Annotated in this window: 6 protein-coding genes; all 6 read right to left on the minus strand. The window is 72.0% G+C overall.

The features are described from left to right. Position 1: 1 nt before the first annotated feature. The gene (locus JGU66_26915; GenBank protein ID MBJ6764419.1) at positions 2-6,607 is read right to left on the minus strand and encodes an SDR family NAD(P)-dependent oxidoreductase; all 6,606 of its coding nucleotides are present in this window, start codon (positions 6,605-6,607) and stop codon (positions 2-4) included. Next, positions 6,607-15,432, minus strand: a complete 8,826-nt coding sequence (locus JGU66_26920) for an amino acid adenylation domain-containing protein (protein ID MBJ6764420.1) — start codon at positions 15,430-15,432, stop codon at positions 6,607-6,609. Before JGU66_26920 ends, JGU66_26915 begins: the two co-directional genes overlap by 1 nt. Beyond that, positions 15,429-16,592 (minus strand): zinc-binding alcohol dehydrogenase family protein, encoded by a 1,164-nt coding sequence (locus JGU66_26925; protein MBJ6764421.1) that lies wholly within the window; start codon positions 16,590-16,592, stop codon positions 15,429-15,431. Before JGU66_26925 ends, JGU66_26920 begins: the two co-directional genes overlap by 4 nt. Before the next feature lie 38 nt (positions 16,593-16,630). Next, complete coding sequence (locus JGU66_26930) at positions 16,631-18,439, minus strand: hypothetical protein (GenBank protein MBJ6764422.1); 1,809 nt, start codon at positions 18,437-18,439, stop codon at positions 16,631-16,633. After that, on the minus strand, positions 18,439-18,738 hold the full coding sequence (locus JGU66_26935; GenBank protein ID MBJ6764423.1) for an acyl carrier protein: 300 nt from the start codon (positions 18,736-18,738) through the stop codon (positions 18,439-18,441). The genes JGU66_26930 and JGU66_26935 overlap by 1 nt, the downstream gene beginning before the upstream one ends. 81 nt (positions 18,739-18,819) lie before the next feature. After that, positions 18,820-20,382, minus strand: a complete 1,563-nt coding sequence (locus JGU66_26940) for an amino acid adenylation domain-containing protein (GenBank protein ID MBJ6764424.1) — start codon at positions 20,380-20,382, stop codon at positions 18,820-18,822. Positions 20,383-20,396: the final 14 nt, after the last annotated feature.

The raw sequence follows: 20,396 nt of genomic DNA on the forward strand, positions 1-20,396 counted from the left end.
CTCAGCGGGGAACGAGCTGGAACTCCCGGGTGATGAGCGCCTCCAACTCCGGGTCCGACATGTCCCGCACGTCCGGCTCGTCCAAATCGACGGGCACGGCGGGCAGCGCGGCGACGGGCTCGGGGGGAGGCAGCACGCCCAGCACCTCGCGTCCCAGGTGCTCCACCAGCGCTTCGATGCGCGGGAAGTCGAAGAGCAGGGTGGAGCGCAGCGGGCGCTGGAGGCTCACCGCCAGGCGGTTCTTCAGCTCCACCGCCATGAGCGAGTCCATGCCCAGGTCGAACAGCCGCTGCTGCGCGCCGACGTCCTCCAGGCTGCTCATGCCCAGGACCCGCGCGAGCTGGGTGCGCACGTGCTCTTCCATCAGGGCCCATCGCTCGCGTGGAGCCGCTGACTCCATGCGCGCGAGGAAGACGGAGGGCTCGGTCGTCGTGGCCCGCGTCTCCGCGAGCAGGAGCGCGAGTGAGGGGCTCGCTCCGACCTTGCTCGCGAACTCGGCCCACGTGATGGGCATGACGCCGACGTGGGTCGTCCCCGCCGCGAGCGCGCGCTCCAGGACGTCGAGTCCTTGCTCGGCACCCAGCGTGCCCATGCCCAGCGCGCGCAGCCGCTCGGAGGCCTGGGCCCGGTCGGCCGCGCCCACGCGCTCCCAGGCACCCCACGCGATGCAGGTGCAGGGAAGCCCGAGCGCGCGGCGATGGTGCGCCAACGCATCGAGGAACGCGTTGGCGGCGGTGTGGTTCGCCTGGCCCCACGCGCCCAGCATCGACACCGCCGAGCCGTAGAGGACGAACAGGTCCAACGGCAGTGCTCGCGTGAGCCGATGGAGGTTCCAGGCCCCGTCCACCTTGGGCGCCAGCACCGCGCGGAAGCGCTCCCAGCTCATGCCCGCGAGCACGCCGTCGTCGAGCACTCCCACGGACTGGAAGACGCCCCGGAGCGGGGGATGGCGACGGGCCAGTTCATCCAGCACCGCGGCGAGGTCGGCCTCGCGGGAGATGTCACAGGCGCGGGTGAGCACCGTGACGCCCCGGCGTGCGAAGTCCTCCAATGCCTCGCGTGCCTCGGGACCCGGAGGATGCCGAGAGAGCAGGGCGAGGTAGCGGGCGCCTCGCTCCACGAGCCAGCGCGCGGTGAGCAGGCCCAGGCCTCCGAAGCCTCCTGCCACCAGGTAGGTTGCATCCGCGCGCAGGCGCACGGGCTGTCCCGACGCGAGGCGACCCGCGCGCACGAGTCGAGCCACGTGCCGCTCGCGTCCGCGCAGCGCGACCTCCTGCTCGTCGTCGGCCTCGAGCAGCTCCTCCACGAGGGCCTCGACCTCCAGGTCGTCGCGGGGATGCCCCAGGTCGATGGCGCGGCAGCGGAACTCGGGGTGCTCCCGAGCAATCACCTTGGCCATGCCCCAGAGCGGAGCCTGGGCCACACCCGGCAGGACGCCTTCGAGGGGCTGCGCGCCCCGCGTCACCAGCGTGAGGGTGGGGATGGCTCGGCGCTCGCGGTGGATGAGTGCCTGGAGGAGCCGCAGCACACTCCCGCAACCGCGCGCCTGGGCCGCGTGGAGTTCCTCCGGCGTGAGGTCTGGTGACGTTCCGCTGTCGAGCGACTCCAGGTGGATGATGCCGCGTGGGTTCGGTATCGACGCGAGCAGGCGCGAGGGCTCGGAGTCGCTTCCGGCGGCTCCACGACACGCGAGGGTGCAGGTTCCGCCCTCTGCCTGGAGTCGCTCGCGGAGTGCCGCGCCCACGCCGCCCGCATCGCCCAGGATGAGCCAGTGCCCAGCGGCGCGACCCTCGCGCGGAGTCCTCGGAGCCCGAGCCATCAGCACGGCCTGCTGCCCCAACACCGGTGCGAGCCGGCCCCGAGGCGAGACGATGTCGGCCTCCTCGAAGCCCACCTCGAGGAGCGCCTCGCGCCAGCGGTCCGCGGGGAGGAGCGGGTAGTCCGCGCGGAGCCCTCCATCCTCGAAGCGCCACCAGCCTTCGGTCAGGCCGAAGGTGAGGTCCACCCAGCGCAGGGCGGCCGTTCCCTCCAGCAGGATGAGCGCGCCGCCAGGCGCCAGCAGCGTGCGCAGGTGGCCGAGGGTCTGCCGCGCGTCGCGCGTCGCGTGAACGACGTTCGAGGCGAGCACGAGGTCATAGCGCTCCTGGCCGGTGGGCTCGCGCTCGATGTCGAGCACGTCGTAGCGAAGGAACGGAAACGCGGCGAAGCGCTCGGCGGCGCGGTCGACGAAGAATCGCGAGACGTCGGTGAAGGTGTACTCGGTGCGCTCGGGCGCGAGCCTGGGGAGGATGAACGCGGTGGTCTCGCCCGTTCCTCCGCCGACCTCCAGGATGCGCACCACGCGACCGGGACGCGCCGCCGCGAGCGCCTGCTCCACCGTGCGCGCGGCCACGGTGTTCATCAGTCGGATGACGGGCGTGCCTCGGTACAGCTCGGCCACTTCCGTCAGGCTCGCGCCGGGAAACAGCAGATCCAGCGGGTCTCGCTCGCCCCGCAGGACGGCGGACAACTCGCTCCCGCAGCGGACCAGCATGGCGAACTGCGCGAGCGCGGAGGCCGAATCCGTGGGCCTGGGCGGAGTGGGGTGCCAGGAGGTATCCGGCAGGGCTCGCCGCACACTCCAGCCTGTTCCGGTGCGTTCCAGGACTCCTTCCTCGCCAAGGATGTGGAGCAGTCGCCCCAGCAGTCGGCGCTGCGAGGGGACGACCTGGAGCCGCGTGGCGAGCTCGCTCGCGCTGACGTGTTGCCCGGGGCGGAAGTCCGCGCCCATGCGATGGAATGCCGCGTGGATGAAGCCCAGGCTCATCGTCTCCAGTCGCGTCAGCACCTCCTCGTAGGCCAGGGCCTCGGAGGGAGAGACGAGCGCGGGGAGGCGAGGCTCCAGCGCCGAGGCGAGGTCCGCGGGACGGGGGATGAAGTCCGCGCTTCGCTCGCCTCGGGGCGCGGGCTTCCACTCCACCGCGTAGAGCCAGTCCGAGGGGGCGAGCCCGCCCAGCATGGCCTCGCGGCGCGCGCGGCGCAGCTCCAGCCCCTCGAGGGTGACGAGCACGCGACCATCTCCGGCGACCAGTCGTGCATCGACGCGCAGCCGACCCTCGTCGGAGACAGGCCTCGGATGCGCCTCGCAGTAGGCCTCCGCGTGGGGCGGCTCGTGCACCGTCAGACGCCGCACGCTCACCGGCAGGAAGGCCTCACCTTCCACGGCCGCGCCGAAGCCCACGCTCAGGGCCTGAAGGCAGACATCGAGCAAGGCGGGGTGCAGGACGTAGCGCTCGGTGAATGGCGGGAGGGCCCCATGCGCCGCGCCTCCGCGAGGGGTGCGCCAGAGGGCTTGGAGGGAGCGGAAGAGTGGGCCCAGCTCCAGGCCGTGCGCCCGCATGCGCTGGTGATGCTCCTCGACGCTGAGTCGTGCCTCGCCCGAGGTGCCCGGTCTCGCGCGGCGTTCGGGGCGGGGCTCGTCTTCCCGGCGCACCGCGCAGCTCATGTGCAGACGCCAGGCGGGTGTCTCACGGTCTCCCTCCAACTGGCTGAAGACGCGGACCGCGCGCTGGTCGTCCTCCACGGGATCCACCACGGTGTGGACGCGGAGGGTGCCCTCGTCAGGGAGGAGCAGCGGATGGCTGAACTCCAGCCCTTCCACGCGCAGGGCCTCGGTGCTGAAGGCTTTCGCCCCGGCGGCCAGTGCCAGTTCGATGAATGCGGTGGCGGGGAACACGGCGCGACCGAAGACGCGGTGTTGCCCGAGCAGTGGCGGCGAGGCCGTGCCCAGGTGCGCCTCGAAGTGCAGCTCGTCGCGCCCGTGCACGGGCGAATCCAGGCGACGACCGAGCAGCGGGTGTTCGGATGAAGCCTCCGGGACAGCGCTGCTCGTGGAGAACGCGAAGTCCGTCCGCGCGGTGGGGAGCCAGTGACGGCGTCGCTCGAAGGGATAGGTGGGAAGCGCGACGCGGCGCCCTGGGGCACCCGCCTCCAGTCCAGCCCAGCGAATGGGAGCGCCTTGGACGTACAGCGCGCCCAGACTCTCCAGGAGCTGGCGCGACTCGGAGGGGGCCTGGCGGAGGCTGGGCAGGAGCGGCGCCGTGGACGCGGACAGCAGGCCCCGAGCCAGCTCGGTCAAGGTGGTGCCCGGTCCCAGCTCCAGGAATGCGGAGGCGCCCTCACGGGTGAGCGCGCTCAGGGTCTCGGCGAAGCGCACGGGCTTGCGCACGTGTTCGACCCAATAGCCGGCCTCGGTCAGCTCCGTGCTCACGGGCATGGCCGTGACGGTGGACACGAAGCGGCACTGCGGTGGGCTGTAGCGCACGCGCTCGGCGACGGCCGCGAAGCGCTCCAGCATGGGCTCCATCAGCGGTGAGTGGAACGCGTGAGCGACTTCCAGCCGGCGTGACGCGATGCCCTCCGCGCGCAGCGCGCCGAGCACCGCGCTCACGGCCGCGCGATCTCCCGAGATGACGACATGGCGCGGGCCGTTGAACGCGGCGACGGCGAGCCGGCCTGCGTGGATGGACAGGGCGCGCTCCACTCGCTCGGGCTCGGCGAAGACGGCCGCCATGAGGCCCGCCTCGGTGAACTCCTGCATGAGCCGACCGCGCTCGGCGGCCAGCATCAAGCCATCCTCCAGGGAGAACACGCCCGCGACGCACGCGGCGGCCAGCTCGCCCAGGCTGTGGCCCAACACGGCGGCGGGCTCGATGCCCAGCGAGCGCCACTGCATCGCGAGCGCGTACTGAAGCGCGAACAGCGCGGGCTGGGTGCACGCGGTCCGTGACAGCGCCTCGCCCGTGCTGGCGAAGAGCACGTCGAGCAGCGGTGCTTCCAGGCGCTGCGCCAGTCCCGCCGCGCAGCGGTCGAGCGCGTCGCGGAAGTGGGGCGCCGTTTCATACAGCTCGCGTCCCATGCCCGCGTACTGTCCGCCCTGCCCGTTGAAGAGGAAGGCCACGCGCGGCGGCTCATCGCTCGCCACGCCTTCCATCGCTTCGCGGGAGCGCAGCTTGCGCACCAGGTCCTCCGTGCTCCGCGCGACGCAGGCGAACCGGTGCCGGAAATGGGCGCGCCCCGAGTTGAGCGTGGTCGCCACATCGCGTGGAGACAGCGCGGGGTGCGACTCCAGATGGGAACGGTGTCGCTCGACGAGCGCGTCGAGTGACTCCGGCGTGGTGGCGGACAGGGTGACGAGGCTCCACGGCCGCGCGATGACCGACGCAGTCTCCGGCGAGGAGGGGGCCTGCTCCACCACCACGTGCGCGTTGGTCCCCGAGAACCCGAACGCGCTGACGCCTCCCACGCGGCGGTCACCGAGCACGGGCCAGGGCGTGGGCTCGGTCACTACGCGCACGCCCAGCGCGCCCCATGGAATGCGCGGGTTGGGCGTCCGGCAGTGCAGCTGCGGCGGGAGGGTTCCATCCTCCAGGGCGAGCACCAGCTTCATCAGCCCGGCGATCCCCGCCGCCGCCTCCAGGTGTCCGATGTTCGGCTTCACCGAGCCGACCCACAGGGGCGCGCGGCCCGAGCGGTCTCGGGTCAGCGCCGCGCCCAGCGCCTCGACCTCGATGGGGTCTCCCAGCGCGGTGCCGGTGCCGTGCGCCTCCACGTAGCCGACATGCTCCGGTGCCACCCGGGCCGCCTCCAGCGCGGCGCGAATGACGACCTCCTGGGCGGCGCCGCTGGGCACGGTGAGTCCCGCGCTGCGGCCGTCCTGATTCACGGCCGAGCCTCGGATGAGCGCGAGCACCGGGTCTCCCGCGCGGCGCGCATCCTCCCAGCGCTTGAGGACCACCACGCCACAGCCTTCGCCGCGCACCACCCCGTCCGCCGCTGCGTCAAAGGTCTTGCAGCGCCCATCCGGCGCCAGCATCCGCGTGCGCGACTCGATCATCGCGAGCACAGGGGTGAGCATCAGGCTCACGCCTCCGGCGAGCGCCAGCGCGCACTCTCCATTGCGCAGCGCCTGGCACGCGAGATGGACCGCGACCAGTGAGGACGAGCACGCCGTGTCCACCGTGAACGCGGGCCCTTGGAGTCCCAGCACATAGGCCAGTCGCCCCGCGGCCACGCTCAACGCCGTGCCCGAGCCGGTGTAGGCATCGATGTCCCCGGGCGCCCGCGTGGACATCCCGAAGTAGTCGTGGCTCGCCACCCCCAGCACCACGGCCGTGCGACTTCCCGCGAGCGTGCTCGGTGCGATGCCGGCGCGCTCCAGCGCCTCCCAGCTCACCTCCAGCAGCAGCCGCTGCTGCGGATCCATCCGGTCGGCCTCGCGCGGGCTGATGCCGAAGAACGCCGCGTCGAAGGCATCCACCCCCTCGATGAACGCCCCGCGCCGCGTGGCGAGCTGCCCAGGTGCATCCAGCTCCGGTGCATGCAGCGCATCCACGTCCCAGCGCTCGCGAGGGACGTCCGTCACCGCGTCACGCCCCTGGGTGAGCAACGCGCGAAATGCCTCCGGGCTCGACACGCCGCCAGGAAAGCGACAGCCCATGCCGACGATGGCGATGGGTTCGTGGCGCCCGTCCTCGAGCGCGCGCAGCCGTGACTCCGTCTGCTCCAACGCGCGCAGCGCCCGACGCAGCAAGGCCTCGGAGGTCGAGGTGGAAGAGGGCGTGCGCATCAGCCCAGGTCCTCCAGCTTTCGCTCCAGTCTCCGGATGACTTCCTCCAGGGGCGGCTCCTCCGCGGTCGCGGGTTCCCCAGCGAGCGCCTGCGGATCCATCCGAAGAACCTCGGTGGCCAGGTAGGTGGCGAGCTGCTCGACGCTGGGGTGCTTGAACACCACGACGGAGGGGAGGTCGCACGCGAGAGACGCCTGCAAGCGATTGCGGATCTCCAACGAGCCGAGCGAGTCGAGTCCCAGGTCGAAGAGTCCGCGCCCCATCCCCACCGCGGAGGGCGCCAGGCCAAGCACCGCCGCCACCTGCTCACGGACGTGGCTGCGCAGCAGTGGATGTCGCTCCGAGGCTGGCACGCCCTCCATTCGCTGGAGGAGCCCCGAGGCGCCCGCGCGTCGCGGCGACTCGACCTGAAGCGCCATGTCCGCGAAGAACGTCGACGAATGGCTCGCGAGGAACGACTTCCAGTCGATGGGCGCCACGGCCACCTGCGCGCGCGAGTGACTCCACAGGCGATGCAGCACCGCGAGCCCCTGGGCGGGCGAGAACATGCCGAGCCCTTGGCGGCGCAGGCGCTCCGCGGTGGCCTCGCTCGCCGCGGCTCCTTCTCCGGACCATGGCCCCCACGCGATGCTCAGCGCGGGCAGGCCGAGCGAGCGCCGATGCCGGGCCAGTCCATCCAGGAAGGCATTGGCCGCCGCGTAGCTGGCCTGTCCCGCGCTGCCCAGCAGCGACGCCACGGACGCGAAGAGGATGAAGAAGTCCAGCTCCACGCCCTGGGTCGCGCGGTGGAGGTTCCACGCGCCTTGGACCTTGGGCGCCAGCACGTTCGCGAAGGCCTCCCAGGATTGAGTCTGCACGGGACCGTCCAGCACGGTGCCCGCCGCGTGGATGACCCCGCGCAAGGGAGGCATCGCGCGCCGCACGCCGTCCACCGCGGTGGCGAGCGAGCGCGGCTTCGATACGTCCGCCTCCAAGAGCACCACGTTCGCGCCGGTGGCTTGGAGCGCCGCGAGTCCCTCGCTGCCTTGGGGCGGGACGCGCCGTCCGAGCAGCGCGAGGTTGCGTGCGCCGCGCTCCAGCATCGCTCGCGCAACGAGCTGCCCCAGTCGGCCAAAGCCGCCCGTGATGAGATAGGTCGCGTCGGGCCGGAGGGGCTCGGGCGCTCCCAGCGCCTCCGCGGGACGAAGGCGGGCCACCCGGCGGCGCCCCGCGTCGAGCTGGACCTGCGCCTCCTGACTGCCCGAGCGCACCTCGGCGAGCAGCTCCGTGCACGCCTCCAGGCCGCTTCCCTGCGCCAGGTCCACGCACCGGCACCCCAGCTCGGGATGCTCCAGGGCGATGACCTTTCCCAGCCCCCCCATCGCGGACTGGAGGCCCACGTCCGTGCCCTGCGTGCCGCGCGTGACGAAGTGAAGCGTGGGAGGCGCGTCGCTGCGTCCGGTGAGCGCCTGCACGAGATGCAGCGCCCCGCCGCAGATGCGCACGCTCGCGCGCGCGAGTCCCTCTGCTTGGAGCCCGGCGGGCGCGGGCGCGTCGAGCGCCCAGAGGTACAGCACCTGCCGCAGCGGCCGGCCGGGAGGCACGGCCTCATCGAGCAGCCGCGTGAAGTCCTCGGGACGCGCGGGGTCCACCTGGAACTGTCGCGGTCCTCGCCGCGCGTACCCCACGCCCGCGTGGACGACGACGCAGGACTCGCGGGCCTCCTCCAACTGCACCGCCAGCGTCTCGCCCAGGCCCTGGTCGTCCGCGAGGATGAGCCACGTGGACGGTGGCGGCACCACCTCGCGCACGGAGCGCGCCTGCTCTCGCCAGCCGGGCTCGTACAGCGCCTCGGCCAGCCCCGGACGGGCCTCGGGGATGAGCGCATCGCCGCGCGTCCTGCGCAGCTCGAAGCCCTCCACGCTCAAGCACGCGCTCCCGGTCTCATCAAAGAGGGTCACGTCCGCGACGAGCGGCGCGCGCGCGGTGACGCGGCTCACCAGTCGCGAGGGCAAGGGGAGGCGGTGCACGCGAACCCGCTCGAAGCGCGCGGGCACCCACCAGTCTCCAGGCGCAGGGGGCGGGGCGGTGGCGACCACGGGCTGAAGACATGCATCCAGCACCGCCGGGTGCACGTGGTGCGGCGCGCAGTCAGCAGTCAGGTTCGCGGGGACCTCGATGCGCGCACCCACGCCCATGTCGTCGCGCCACAGCTCGCGCAGGCCGCGGAACGCCTCACCGAACGTGATGCCCAAGGCCTGGGCCCGCTCGTAGTGCGCTTCCCCTGTCTCGACCTTGCCGGTGCGCGTGCTGACTGCGTCCAGGCGCACGGGAGGCTTCTCGTTGGCGCGTGCGGCGCGCACGAGCCCCACGGCATGTCGCGTCCACGTCGCACCCGCTCCCGCGCTGTCCTCGCGACGGAAGACCTCCACCTCGAAGGCCGCGTCGGCGCGCGGGCGGGCGACGACCTGGACGGTGAGTTCGCCCTGCTCGGGGAGCACGAGCGCGTGCTCCACGCGCAATTCCTCGATGACGAGCGCGCGCTCAGGCAGCGCCACGGCACCCGCGGCGAGCAGCAGCTCGACATGCGCCGTCGCGGGCAGCAGCGCGGTTCCTCGGGCGCGGTGGTCGCCCAGATAGGCAGGCGTCGTGGTGCTCAGGCGGGACTCGAACAACAGCTCTCCCGGCCGCAACGCCGCGGACTCCACGCGCGCGCCGAGCAGCGGGTGCCCCACGCGCACAGCCCCGCTGCGCGCTCCCGCCTCATCAGCCCAGTAGCGCTGGCGCTCGAAGGGATACGTGGGCAGCACCACGCGACGTCGGGCACGTCCCTGCTCGAAGCCCCGCCAGTCCACGGGCGCGCCTCGGGTGTGCAGGGCGCTCAGGCACTCCAACATCTGGCGCCAGTCGTCATGTCCTTGGCGCAGGCTGCTCAGCCACAGCGCGGGCTGTGCGGGCAGGCACTCGCGCCCCATCCACACCAGCGTGGGCTTGGGGCCTATCTCCAAGAAGGCGTGGATGCCGCGCGCGCCCAGCGTCCGCATGCCATCGGCGAGCCGCACGGGCTCGCGCAGGTGCCGGGTCCAATACCGCGCCGAGGCGACCTCGCGTCCCGCCAGTCGGCCCGTGAGGTTGGACACGAGCGGCACGGAGGGGGGCTGGAACGCGATGCCCCGCGCCAGCTCCTCGAACACCGGCAGCACGGGGTCCATGAGGTGCGAGTGGGCGGCCCGAGAGGCCTCCAGTCGCTTCGTCTCGATGCCTCGGGCGCGCAGGTCCTCCGCCAGCGCGCGCACCGCGGGGCCCTCGCCCGAGACGATGATGTTCTCGGGCGCATTGAGCGAGGCGATGGCCAGACGCGACCCGAAGGGTGTGGCGACCTCGCGGATCCGCGCCTCGTCCGCGAGCACCACCAGCGTCTCGCCCTCCAATCCAAGCTCCGCGATGAGCCGCCCGCGTGCCGCGACGAGCCTCACCGCGTCTTCCAACCCGAAGACCCCGGCCTGCAGGGCCGCGACGTACTCGCCCAGGCTGTGGCCGAGGACGGCATCGGGAGTGATGCCCCACGCGCGCCACACCTCGCTCAGCGCGTACTCCACGGCGAACAGGGCGGGCTGCGCATAGGCAACCTCCGCGAGCCGCCGGCCCTCCTTGCCATACAGGACCTCCACGAGCGGCGTGTCCAGCTCCGAGCGCAGCAGGCCATCCACTCGCTCCATCGCGCGACGGAAGACGGGCTGCGTCTCAAATAGTCCCCGCCCCATGCCTGGGTGCTGCGCGCCGTGGCCGGTGAAGAGGAACGCCACGCGGGGCGTCCCCTCCGCGGTGCCGCGCACCACGCCTGGAGCGGCCAGTCCCTCGCGCGCCGCGCGCAGTTGCTCGCGCATCTCGCGAGGCGTGCGGCCCACGACGGCCAACCGGTGGGGCAGGTGCGAGCGGACGACGCTCGCGGTGTAGCCGATGTCCGCCAGCGCGGACTCGGGCGCATCCGCCAGCAGGTCCTCGAAGCGTCGCGACAAGACCTGGAGCGCGCTCGGGCTCCGAGCCGAGAGCGGCAAGAGGTGCAGCGGACGCTCCAGGTGGGTCGCGTCCCTCCGGCGCAGCCGCTCGGGCACGAACCGAGGCGCCTCTTCGAGGATGACGTGGGCATTGGTGCCGCCCACGCCGAAGGAACTCACGCCCGCGCGACGGGGATGGCCATCGTCCGGCCACGGCAGCAGGTGCGTGTTGACGTAGAAGGGCGTGCGCGAGAAGTCGATGGCGGGGTTGGGCGTGTCGAAGTGGAGCGTGGGCGGGATGAGGCCGCGCTCGATGGCGAGCGCCGACTTGATGAGCCCGGCGATGCCCGCCGCGGTGTCCAGGTGGCCGAAGTTGGACTTGGATGAACCCACCGCGCAGAAGCCCGTGTCCTCGGTGCCCATCCGGAAGGCCTGGGTGAGCGCGGCGATCTCCAGCGGGTCCCCCATCGGCGTGCCGGTGCCATGGGCCTCCACGTAGCGCACCGTGTGGGGTGGCACGCCCGCCATGGCCTGGGCGCGCGCGATGACCTCCGCTTGGCCGTCGCGGCTGGGCGCGGAGAAGCCCACCTTGTCGCCGCCGTCGTTGTTGACCGCCGCCCCGCGGATGACCGCGTGGATGTGGTCGCCATCCGCGAGCGCGTCCTCCAGTCGCTTGAGCACCACCAGGCCGGCGCCGCTCGCGGGGAGGATGCCCTGGGCGCGCGCGTCGAACGGCCGACAGTGCCCGTCCGGTGAGAACATCCCGGAGCCCGGCTCGGCCAGATAGCCCAGGTGGTGCGGGACCTTGATGGACACGCCCCCGGCCAGCGCCATCTCGCAGTCGCGGTTCCACAGCGACTGGCACGCGAGCGCCACCGCCACGAGCGATGTGGAGCACGCCGTCTGAAGCGTGATGCTCGGGCCCGTGAGGTTCAGCTTGTAGGAGACCTGCGTGGCGACGAAGTCCTTGTCGTTGCCGAACAGCCGCTGGAAGTAGGGCAGCGGTTGGGAGAGGTCCAGGGCCGGGGAGAGGTAGTGGCCCATGCTCTTGCCGCCGAACACGCCGACCTTCTTCCCCGTGGCGTCCGGACGGTAGCCCGCGCGCTCCAGGGCCTCCCACGCACACTCGAGGAACAGGCGGTGTTGCGGATCCGTCAGCACGGCCTCACGCGCGGTCAGGCCGAAGAAGCCGGCGTCGAAGCCCGCGATGTCCTCCAGCACGGCGCCCGCCTTCACGTAGCGCGGGTCCTGGAGCAGCTCCCGAGAGAGGCCCTCGGCGAGCAGCTCTTCGTCGGTGAAGCAGCGCACGGACTCGATGCCGCCGGTGAGGTTGCGCCAGTACGTGTCCACGTCCGGCGCGCCGGGAAGCCGCGCGCTCATCCCGATGATGGCGATGGGGACTCGCTCCAGCGCGCTCGTACGAGCCTCCAGGACTCGGGCCGAGGGCGCTCCTGCTTCGCCCCGCCGCGCGCGCCCAAGGTGCGCGGCCAGCGCGGCCAGGTTCGCGTTCTGGAACAGCTCGGCGGTGGGGATGTCCACGCCCAGCTCGCGGCGGATGCGCGCGGCGATGCGCACCAGGTGCACGGAGTTGGCGCCCAGCTCGAAGAAGTTCCTCCGTCGGTCCACCGAGGGAACGTGAAGCTCGTCCCGAACGAGTTCGGCGAGCGCCTCCTCGACATCCGGAGGCGCCGCGCTCGTTTCGAGACTCCGAGGCGGAGGGGCGGGAAGCGCCGTCTCGGGCCGAGGGAGCGCCGCGCGGTCAAGCTTTCCGGTCGGCCCCAAGGGGAAGCGCTCCAGGATGACGAAGACGGCGGGGACCATGTGCTCCGCGAGCCGCTCCTGGAGATGCGCGCGCAGCGTCTCGGCACCCATCGCGGCGCCGGGCTTGTCCACCACGTAGGCCACCAGCCGAGGCGCGTGGCGATCCCCATCCGCGACCACGACCGCGCCCTCGACCTGCGGGTGGGCGCGCAGCGCGGCCTCGATCTCTCCGGGCTCCACGCGGTGGCCGAGGATGGAGAGCTGGAAGTCGACGCGGCCGAGAATCTCGATGTTCCCATCCGGCAACAGGCGACCGAGGTCGCCCGTGCGATACAGGCGCTCGCCGGTGACGGGGTGGGTGACGAAGCGCTCCCGCGTGCGCTCCGGATTCCGCCAGTACCCTTGGGCCAGTCCTATGCCCGCGCAACACAGCTCACCGGGGACCCAGACGGGACGCTCGCGGAGCGCCTCGTCCATGACGTGGTAGCGCGTGTCCGCGATGGGCCGACCATAGGGAATGCTCGCCCAGCCCGGCTCGACGGCGCCGATGCGGTACCAGATGTTCCACAGGCTCGTCTCGGTGGGCCCGCCCACGCTCACGGGCTGCACACCCGGCACGAGCGCGCGCAGCCGCTCTGGCAGGCTGAGCGGAATCCAGTCCCCGCCGAGGAACGCCAGTCGCAGCGTGGGCGCCAGCGGTTCGGGCCGCTCCTGCGCGTGTGCGAGGAGCATCTCCATCATGCCGGGCACGGAGTTCCACACGGTGATGCGCTCGCGTCGCAGCAGCTGGGCCCAGCGCGCCGGCTCCTTGCGCGCGGCGGGCTCACACAGGACGAGCGCCCCGCCCGCGGACAGCATCCCGAACACGTCGAAGAGGGACATGTCGTGATGCAGCGCGGTCAGCGCGAGGACTCGGTCCTCGGGGCCCACCTGGAACTCGCGCAGCGTCTCGTCGAGCGCGTGCACCAGTCCACGATGGGCCAGCATGACGCCCTGGGGGCGACCTGTTGATCCCGAGGTGTGGAAGATGACGGCCAGGTCGTCCGGTCCCTGCGCGGGAGCGGGAAGCTCGTCGCGGTGAACGGGCGCGACAGGCGCGTCGGTCACTGACAGTCGCTGAAGGCCCTCGGGCCATTCGAGCTGTGCCTCCAGCCACGGTTGGGTGAGCGCCAGCTCGCAGCCCCCATCTTCCAGCAATCTCCACCGCCGCTCACGGGGCGCGGCGGCATCGATGGGCAGATACGGCGCGCCCGCGAGCGAGGCCGCGACCGTGGCCACCACCTGCTCCCAGCCCTTCTCCATGACCACCGCCACCGGGTGGTTCCTGCGCGCACCCGCGCGCCTGAGCAGGGCTGCCAGGGCCGTGGCGCGCGCGAGCAGCTCGCCATGGGTGAGGGTGCGCTCGGGCGCGATGACGGCGGGGCGCTCGGGATGCGCGAGGGCCTGCTCCACGAAGCGCGTGTGCAGCAGTGCCTCCGTGCCCATTCCGTCGCGGCGCGGCCCGGCCGCCACGCGAGGCGCGGTCAACCGCAAGGGCTGCTCCCGCACGACGTCCGGCTCGGTCCCCAGTCGCTCCAGGAGCCCTTGGTACGCGGCGAACATCGCGTCGATGAGCCCGGGCGCGAACAGCTCATCGGCCGAGTCCCAGTTGAAGAACACGCCGCCGTCCTGGAACACGAGCTGATGGTCAATCCACACCTGAGGCGTCTGCGTGACAGCGTGCACCACGCGGCCGAACGCGCGGCCCAGCTGATCCACCCAGCACGAGTCCCAGCCCTCCACGCCGCTGGCGAAGCTGGTGAGCACCACGGGCATGAGCGCGCCGGAGATGCCCCCGCGCTCGCGGAAGAGCTGCCGGAGCACCTCCACGCCCCCGATGTCGCGGTGCTCCAGGTCGCGGAAGAGCTGCGCCTGCAGCGCGCGCGCCCGCTCCTCGAAGGTGCCGCCCGTCCGATGGTCCACCTCCACGAGGAGGAAGGACGAGAACGTGCCCACCATCTTCCCCACGTCCTCGTGGAGCGGCAGGCGGTTGTAGAGCGGCACGTTCAGCGTGAAGTGCGGGCTCTTGCTGAAGTGCGCCAGCACCTCGGCGTAGCAGGCCAGCAGGAGCCCCGTCGGCGTGAGCTGGAGTTCGCGGGCGCGCTGGACGAGCAGCTCCCACCGGGCGCGCTCCAGCCGAGCCTCGCGGCGCACGAAGCGCGGTCGCCGCGCGCCCCGAGCCCCGGGCACGCGCGGCAGCTCCGGCGCGGGAGGCAGTGTGCCGATGCGCTCGCGCCAGTACGCCTGTGAGCGGCGGTAGCGCGCTGACTGGGGCAGCGCCTGGCTGGCCAGGACGTAGTCGCGGAAGGACGCGCGGTGCTCGGGAGGATCCAAGCGCGCGTCCGGGTCTGCGTAGCACTGCATCAGCTCGCGGAAGAGGATCTGCACGCTCCACGAGTCGACGAAGGTGCAGTCGAGGCTGAAGAAGAGGCGGTGCCCCTCTGTCAGCCGCACCGCGCGCAGCTCGAAGAGCGGCCACGTATCCAGCGGAAGCACCTGATGCTCCAGGCGCTGGCGGTGCGCGTCCAGTCGTCGCTCACGCTCCTCCTCGGGCAAGGCGCGGTAGTCCTCGACGACGACTTCGTAGGCGGGGACCTGGGCGAGGATGCGCTGCGAGCCGTCCGCGGTCGCCACCGCGCGGAGCATCTCGTGGCGCTGGATGAGCTGGCGCCACGCCGCGCCGAGTCGCTCCGGCTCCAGCGTCGCGCTGTCGAGCTCCACATAGACATGGATGGCCGCGCCCAGCTCCACGTCGCCGCCGCGCCCGACCCAGTAGGCCTGCTGGATGTCGGTGAGGGGGAAGGGCAGGTGGCGCTCGCGAGGCCGCGACACGAGCGCCGGAAGCTCGGCCGCGCGCGCGTCGCCCTGGCCATGCGCCAGCAGCGCGAGGACCTCCGCCTTGTGCACCGCCAGGGCCTCGCGAAGCTCCTCGGTGAGCGTCCCGTGAGGCGCGTCGATGGCCAGCTTCCCGTCTTCGACCCACAGGCGGATGCCCAGGTCGAACACGCGCGTGAGGAGCGACGTGACGCCCCCATCCATGGGCATCATGTCCACTCCTCCGCGTTGACGAGGAAGCAGGGGAAGTAGCCCGTTGCGCCTCGGTGATAGTCATCGGCGAGCGCGGGCAGCTCGTCGAACGTGTACAGCCGGCTGTCCACCTGCGGCATCCAGCCCCTGGCCTCGCCATAGGCCATGGCGTCCAGTCCTTCCTGGTAGCGCGCGAAGTGGGTGTGGATGTGCTGGTGGCGGGTGATGCACTCGCGCGCGCGCAGCAGCGTCAGCTCCATGCCCTCCTTCCAGCCCGCGGTGGCCAGCACGCCTTGTCGCGCCAGCGCCCGAAGCGTGGCCCGGTGGACGGGCGTGCCGATGTAGTCGAGGAACACGTGCACCATCGCCCCCTCGGTGCGGCGCGCGACCTCGGCCAGGAAGGCCATCTCCGCCTGCAGGTAGGCCTGGCGGTAGTCGCGGTCCGTCTCCATGCGGTGGGGCTCGTGGCTCAGCCGCCCGAAGGTGTTCCGGTCGATGGCCTCCAGCCCCGCGCGCTGAATCTCATCCAGGTGGTGCGGCGAGCCGGACAGCATGACGGCGCGCCAGCCTTGAGACTTGGCCAGGGTCAGCTCGGCCAAGGTCGTTCCACCGCCCCAGCCCCAGGCCTGCGGAGTGGGGCACTCCTCCTTGGGGACTTGAAGGCGGAAGACCGCCGAGGCCAACCGCCAGTTCGCCCAGGCCGTGACGTAGCGGACGCTGAACGCGGCCCACTGCGCGGGCGTGTGGCGCGAGTTCTCCGGGAGAGGGATGAGCTGCGCGCCGTGCAGCTTCATGAGCGTGGCCATGCAGCCCATCTGTCCCGGCGCCTCGTAGCCCAGGGCCTTGACGGTGTATCCGTGCGCGTCTGTCTCTCCGCTGGGGAACATCATCGCCAGCTGGCCCGCGCGCACCTGCGTGACGGCCTTGCCCGTCTCCAGCACGCGCACCACGCCCGCGTTGCCCAGCACCACCTGGGGCTCGCGCCGCACCTGGCAGATGTCGATGGGCGTGCGGGCCAGCGCGTGCTCGGTGTTGCCCTCCCAGCAGCCACACACCGGCGCGGCGAGGACCTCGTCGTCGCGGATGGACTCCACGGTGACGCGCGTGCGCTTCAGGCGCGCGCGGCATGGGCGCCCCACCTCGCCTGCTTCGATGACCCAGGCATCGGCTTGATAGCTCATGACCTCACCCCCCCAAGCGCACGTGGCGCCCCGGCGCCTTACAGCGTGACGAACTCGCGGCCCGTCCCCGTCGCCTCGGGCCGGGTCTCGGAGACCTGAGCGCGCAGCCAGCGCGCCAGCAGCTCGTCGGCCAGCACCTCCAGGCTCGTCGCCTCGAAGAATCGCGACACGGGCATGTCGATGGACAGCTCGGTGCGGATGCGCCCGGTCAGCTCGATGAGCCGCAGCGAGTCGAGCGCCAGCTCCTGGAGCGAGTGGATGGGCTGCTCCGGACGCTGTCCCCGCAGCGCCACCCGCACGAGCGTCTCGTGCAGGTACTCACGCAAGAGCGCCTTGCGCCGCTCGGGGCTCGCCGAGCGCAGTCCGCCTAGCAGGTCCGCCGTCGCGGCAGCGGGCTTCCGCGAGGGAACATCCGCGTCGCGCGCGGACTCGATGCCCGCGGGACACGTGGGCAGGAACGCGGACGCGGGCCGCTCGGGCGAGGCCATCGCCTGGCCCAGCACCGCCAGGAAGTCCTCCAGCAGGCGCACCGCATCCGCGTCGTCCAGCAGGTGGCGCGAGTACTTGAGCGTGCCCGCGATGTCGCCACCGTCCTCGTGCAGCGCGAGGAAGAGGTCGAAGTCACACGTCCCACCGGACAGCTCCACCGGGCGGATGCGCAGCTCCGACAGCGTCAGCGCATGGCGCGGCGTGTTCTCGTAGGAGAAGAGGACCTGCGACAAGGGCTCGTCGCCCAGGTCCAACCCGTCCATGAGCTGCACGGGCAGGTCCTGGTGCGCCAGCGCGCCCGACACCACGCCTCGCGCTTGCTCCAGCACTTGCTGGAAGCTCGGGTCGCCGCGCAGGTCCGCGGGCAGCACGAGCAGGTTGGTGAAGTACCCGATGAGCGGCTCCACCTCGCTTCTCTGACGATTGGCGATGGGGCTGCACACGAACAGCTTGGGCTGATTGCCCGAGTACCGATGCAGCAGCACCTGGAACGCGGCCAGCAAGGTCATGAAGACGGTGACGCCCGCCTCGCGCGTCGTCTGGAGAACGGCCGTGGCCAGCGACGCGGGCAGGCGCAGCGGCAACACGCCCAGCTCGCGGCTCCGCGCGTGCGAGGTCGACGCGTCCGGACGGCCCACGCGCAGCCGCGGCCCATGGAGGCGGCTCGAGAGGCACTTGCGCCAGTGGTCCTGGAGTCCTTCCAGCACGCGGCCTCTCAGCCACGAGCGCTGCCACCGCGCGTGGTCCGCGCACTGGATGGTCAGCTCGGGCAGGGGCGACGGCCGCTTCAGCCGGAACGCGTCGTAGAGGGCGGACACCTCGCGGAACAGCACGTCCTGCGACCAGCCGTCGTAGATGATGTGGTGGAAGTTGATCAGGAGGACGTGGTCGTCCTCACGCAGCTCGAACAGCGTCGCCCGGAACAGCGGATCCCTCAGCAGGTCGAACGGGCGCCAGGCTTCGCGGGCCAGCGCCTCCTGGAGCCGCGCGGCGAAGCCCTCCTGGCTCGGCTCCAGCTCGCGCAGCGACACGCTCGACAGGCGGAACGCGCCGGGAGGGCGCACGCGCTGGACGACCTGGCCTCGGCTCGAATCGAACGAGGTGCGGAGGGCCTCGTGCCGATGCTCGATGGTCTCCAGCGCCAGCCGCAGCGCGCGCGTGTCCAGCGGCCCTTCCATGCGGAACGCGACGGGCAGGTGATACGCCGTGCCTCCGGGGTTGGCCTGGTCCAGGTACCACAGGCGCTCCTGCGCGAAGGACGCGCGCGTGCCTCCTTGGCGGGTGCCTCGCACCAATGGCGGCGCGGCGGAGCGCAGGGCATGCAGTCGCTGGAAGGCCCTCCAGACGTCGGCTTGCATCAGCATTGCTCCGCGCAGGCCCTGGCGCGCAGCCGGGCGAGGGTGAACACGCGGATGGCCTGGAGGCTGCGGAAGTTGTCCATGACGATGTCCGGCGGGCTCACGCTGATGTCGAAGCGCCGCTCCAGGAAGTTCACGAGCCGGAACAGCCCCATCGAGTCGATGACCCCGCGAGAGATGAGGCTGTCCTCCTCGGTCAGCCCGGCGTCGCGGGAGCGGAAGAGGAACTCCTGGTCGATGTGGTCGCGGATGATTCGGGCGACCTGCTCCTCGGTAAAATCTCCGATTGTCTGATTCACTGGCGTTCACTCCGGCTTCTGGGCATGGCACGCCCGTCGGGTCATCGACCCGTGAGTTGAACCTGCGTCATCGGGGCGGACTCACCCGTGCTCGCGCGCCCGTTCCTGGAGCCGTACCCGGTCCTTCTTCCCCGTCGTCGTCTTCGGCAGCTCGTGACACGGGTCGATGCGGGCGGGGACCATGTAGCGGGGCAGGTACTCCGCGCAGTGCATCCTGAGTTCTTGCGGGCTGATGGCGGACGCGGCGCGGAGCACCACGAAGGCCCGCAGCTCGTTGCCGGTGAGTTCGTCGGGCAGCGTCACCGCCGCGCTCTCCTCCACGTCCGGATGCCGCAGCAGCACCTCCTCGACCGCGCCCAGCTCCACGCGGTGTCCTCGCACCTTGACCAGGTCGTCCCGGCGCCCCAGGAAGTGCAGGACGCCCCGCTCATCGCGCCGCGCGCGGTCACCCGTCCGGTACGCGCGCGCACGCCCTAGGAGCGGCCCCAGCACGGCCCGCGTGCGCTCCGGCATGCCCCAATAGCCGCTCATCACGGTGGGGCCCGCCACGCACAGCTCCCCCTCGTCACCCGGCCGCGCCTCCGCGCCGTCATCACCGAGCAGGAACACCTCGTCCCCGCAGCAGGCCCGGCCAATGGGCAGCGTCTCCGAGCCCTCCAGCTCTCTCGGCCCCACTGGCTGGAACGTGCAGACGTTCGTCTCGGTGGGCCCGTAGAGGTTGAGGCAGCGCACGTGCGGCAGTGAATGGACGAGCCGCCTGAGGTACTTCAGCGGGAAGACCTCGCCCGCGAAGAGCACCGTGCGCAAGGCGCGGAAGCCGTGGCGCTCCAGCTCGCCGCGTGCCACCAGCTGCGTGAGCACCGATGGGACGGAATACCAGACGCTGATGTGCTGGGCCTCGATGAAGTCCGCCAGCTCGCGAGGAAAGACAGACAGGGCCGGCGGCACCAGGACAATGGCCGCGCCTGCCTTCGTGGCCGCGAAGAGGTCGAGGACGGACAGGTCGAAGTGGAGGGGCGCGTGACTCGACACGCGGTCCCCGGGACGGATGTCCGCCTCGGTGTGGGCCCAGTCCACGAACGCGCGCGCGGCGCGGTGGCTGAGCATCACGCCCTTGGGCTGCCCGGTGGAGCCCGAGGTGTAGAGGATGTACGCCAGGTCCTCGGGGGACCCCTCGACAGGGGGCTCGCGCGCGGCGGGACCGGCCAGCGCCGCGTCCCACGAGAGGGTCGCCGGGCCGCCCGGGTCGGCGCGCCATGCCTGTGGCGCGGCGCCGACGAGGATGGCGCAGCGCAGGCTGCTCACGGAGCCCAGCGTGTCCATCCAGGCGGGCGTGGTGAGCACGCCGGACAGCTCGCAGTCGCGCGCGATGAACTCCAGTCGCCACGCGGGCGCGGTGGGCTCCAAGGGCACGTAGGCGGCGCCGGCGCGCAGGATGCCGAACAGCCCCACCACGGCCTCCAGCGACTTGTCCAGATGGAGGCCCACGCGGTGGCCTCGGCCGATGCCGTGGGCGCTGAGCGTGCGGGCCAGTCGCCCGGCCGCCGCGTCCAGCTCTCCGAAGGTCATGACGCGGAGGCCGTCAATGACGGCGGGCTGGTGAGCGAAGGCGCGCGCGCTGTCTTCGAGCAACGGGTACAGCATGCGTCCCCCTCCTG

The sequence above is a fragment of the Myxococcaceae bacterium JPH2 genome, from assembly GCA_016458225.1.
Lineage (GTDB): Bacteria > Myxococcota > Myxococcia > Myxococcales > Myxococcaceae > Citreicoccus.

Bases quoted from the DNA above. Each gene is read 5' to 3' on its own strand.
- JGU66_26915 (MBJ6764419.1), bottom strand. From the start codon at position 6,607: ATGCGCACGCCCTCTTCCACCTCGACCTCCGAGGCCTTGCTGCGTCGG.
- JGU66_26920 (MBJ6764420.1), bottom strand. From the start codon at position 15,432: ATGATGCCCATGGATGGGGGCGTCACGTCGCTCCTCACGCGCGTGTTC.
- JGU66_26925 (MBJ6764421.1), bottom strand. From the start codon at position 16,592: ATGAGCTATCAAGCCGATGCCTGGGTCATCGAAGCAGGCGAGGTGGGG.
- JGU66_26930 (MBJ6764422.1), bottom strand. From the start codon at position 18,439: ATGCAAGCCGACGTCTGGAGGGCCTTCCAGCGACTGCATGCCCTGCGC.
- JGU66_26940 (MBJ6764424.1), bottom strand. From the start codon at position 20,382: ATGCTGTACCCGTTGCTCGAAGACAGCGCGCGCGCCTTCGCTCACCAG.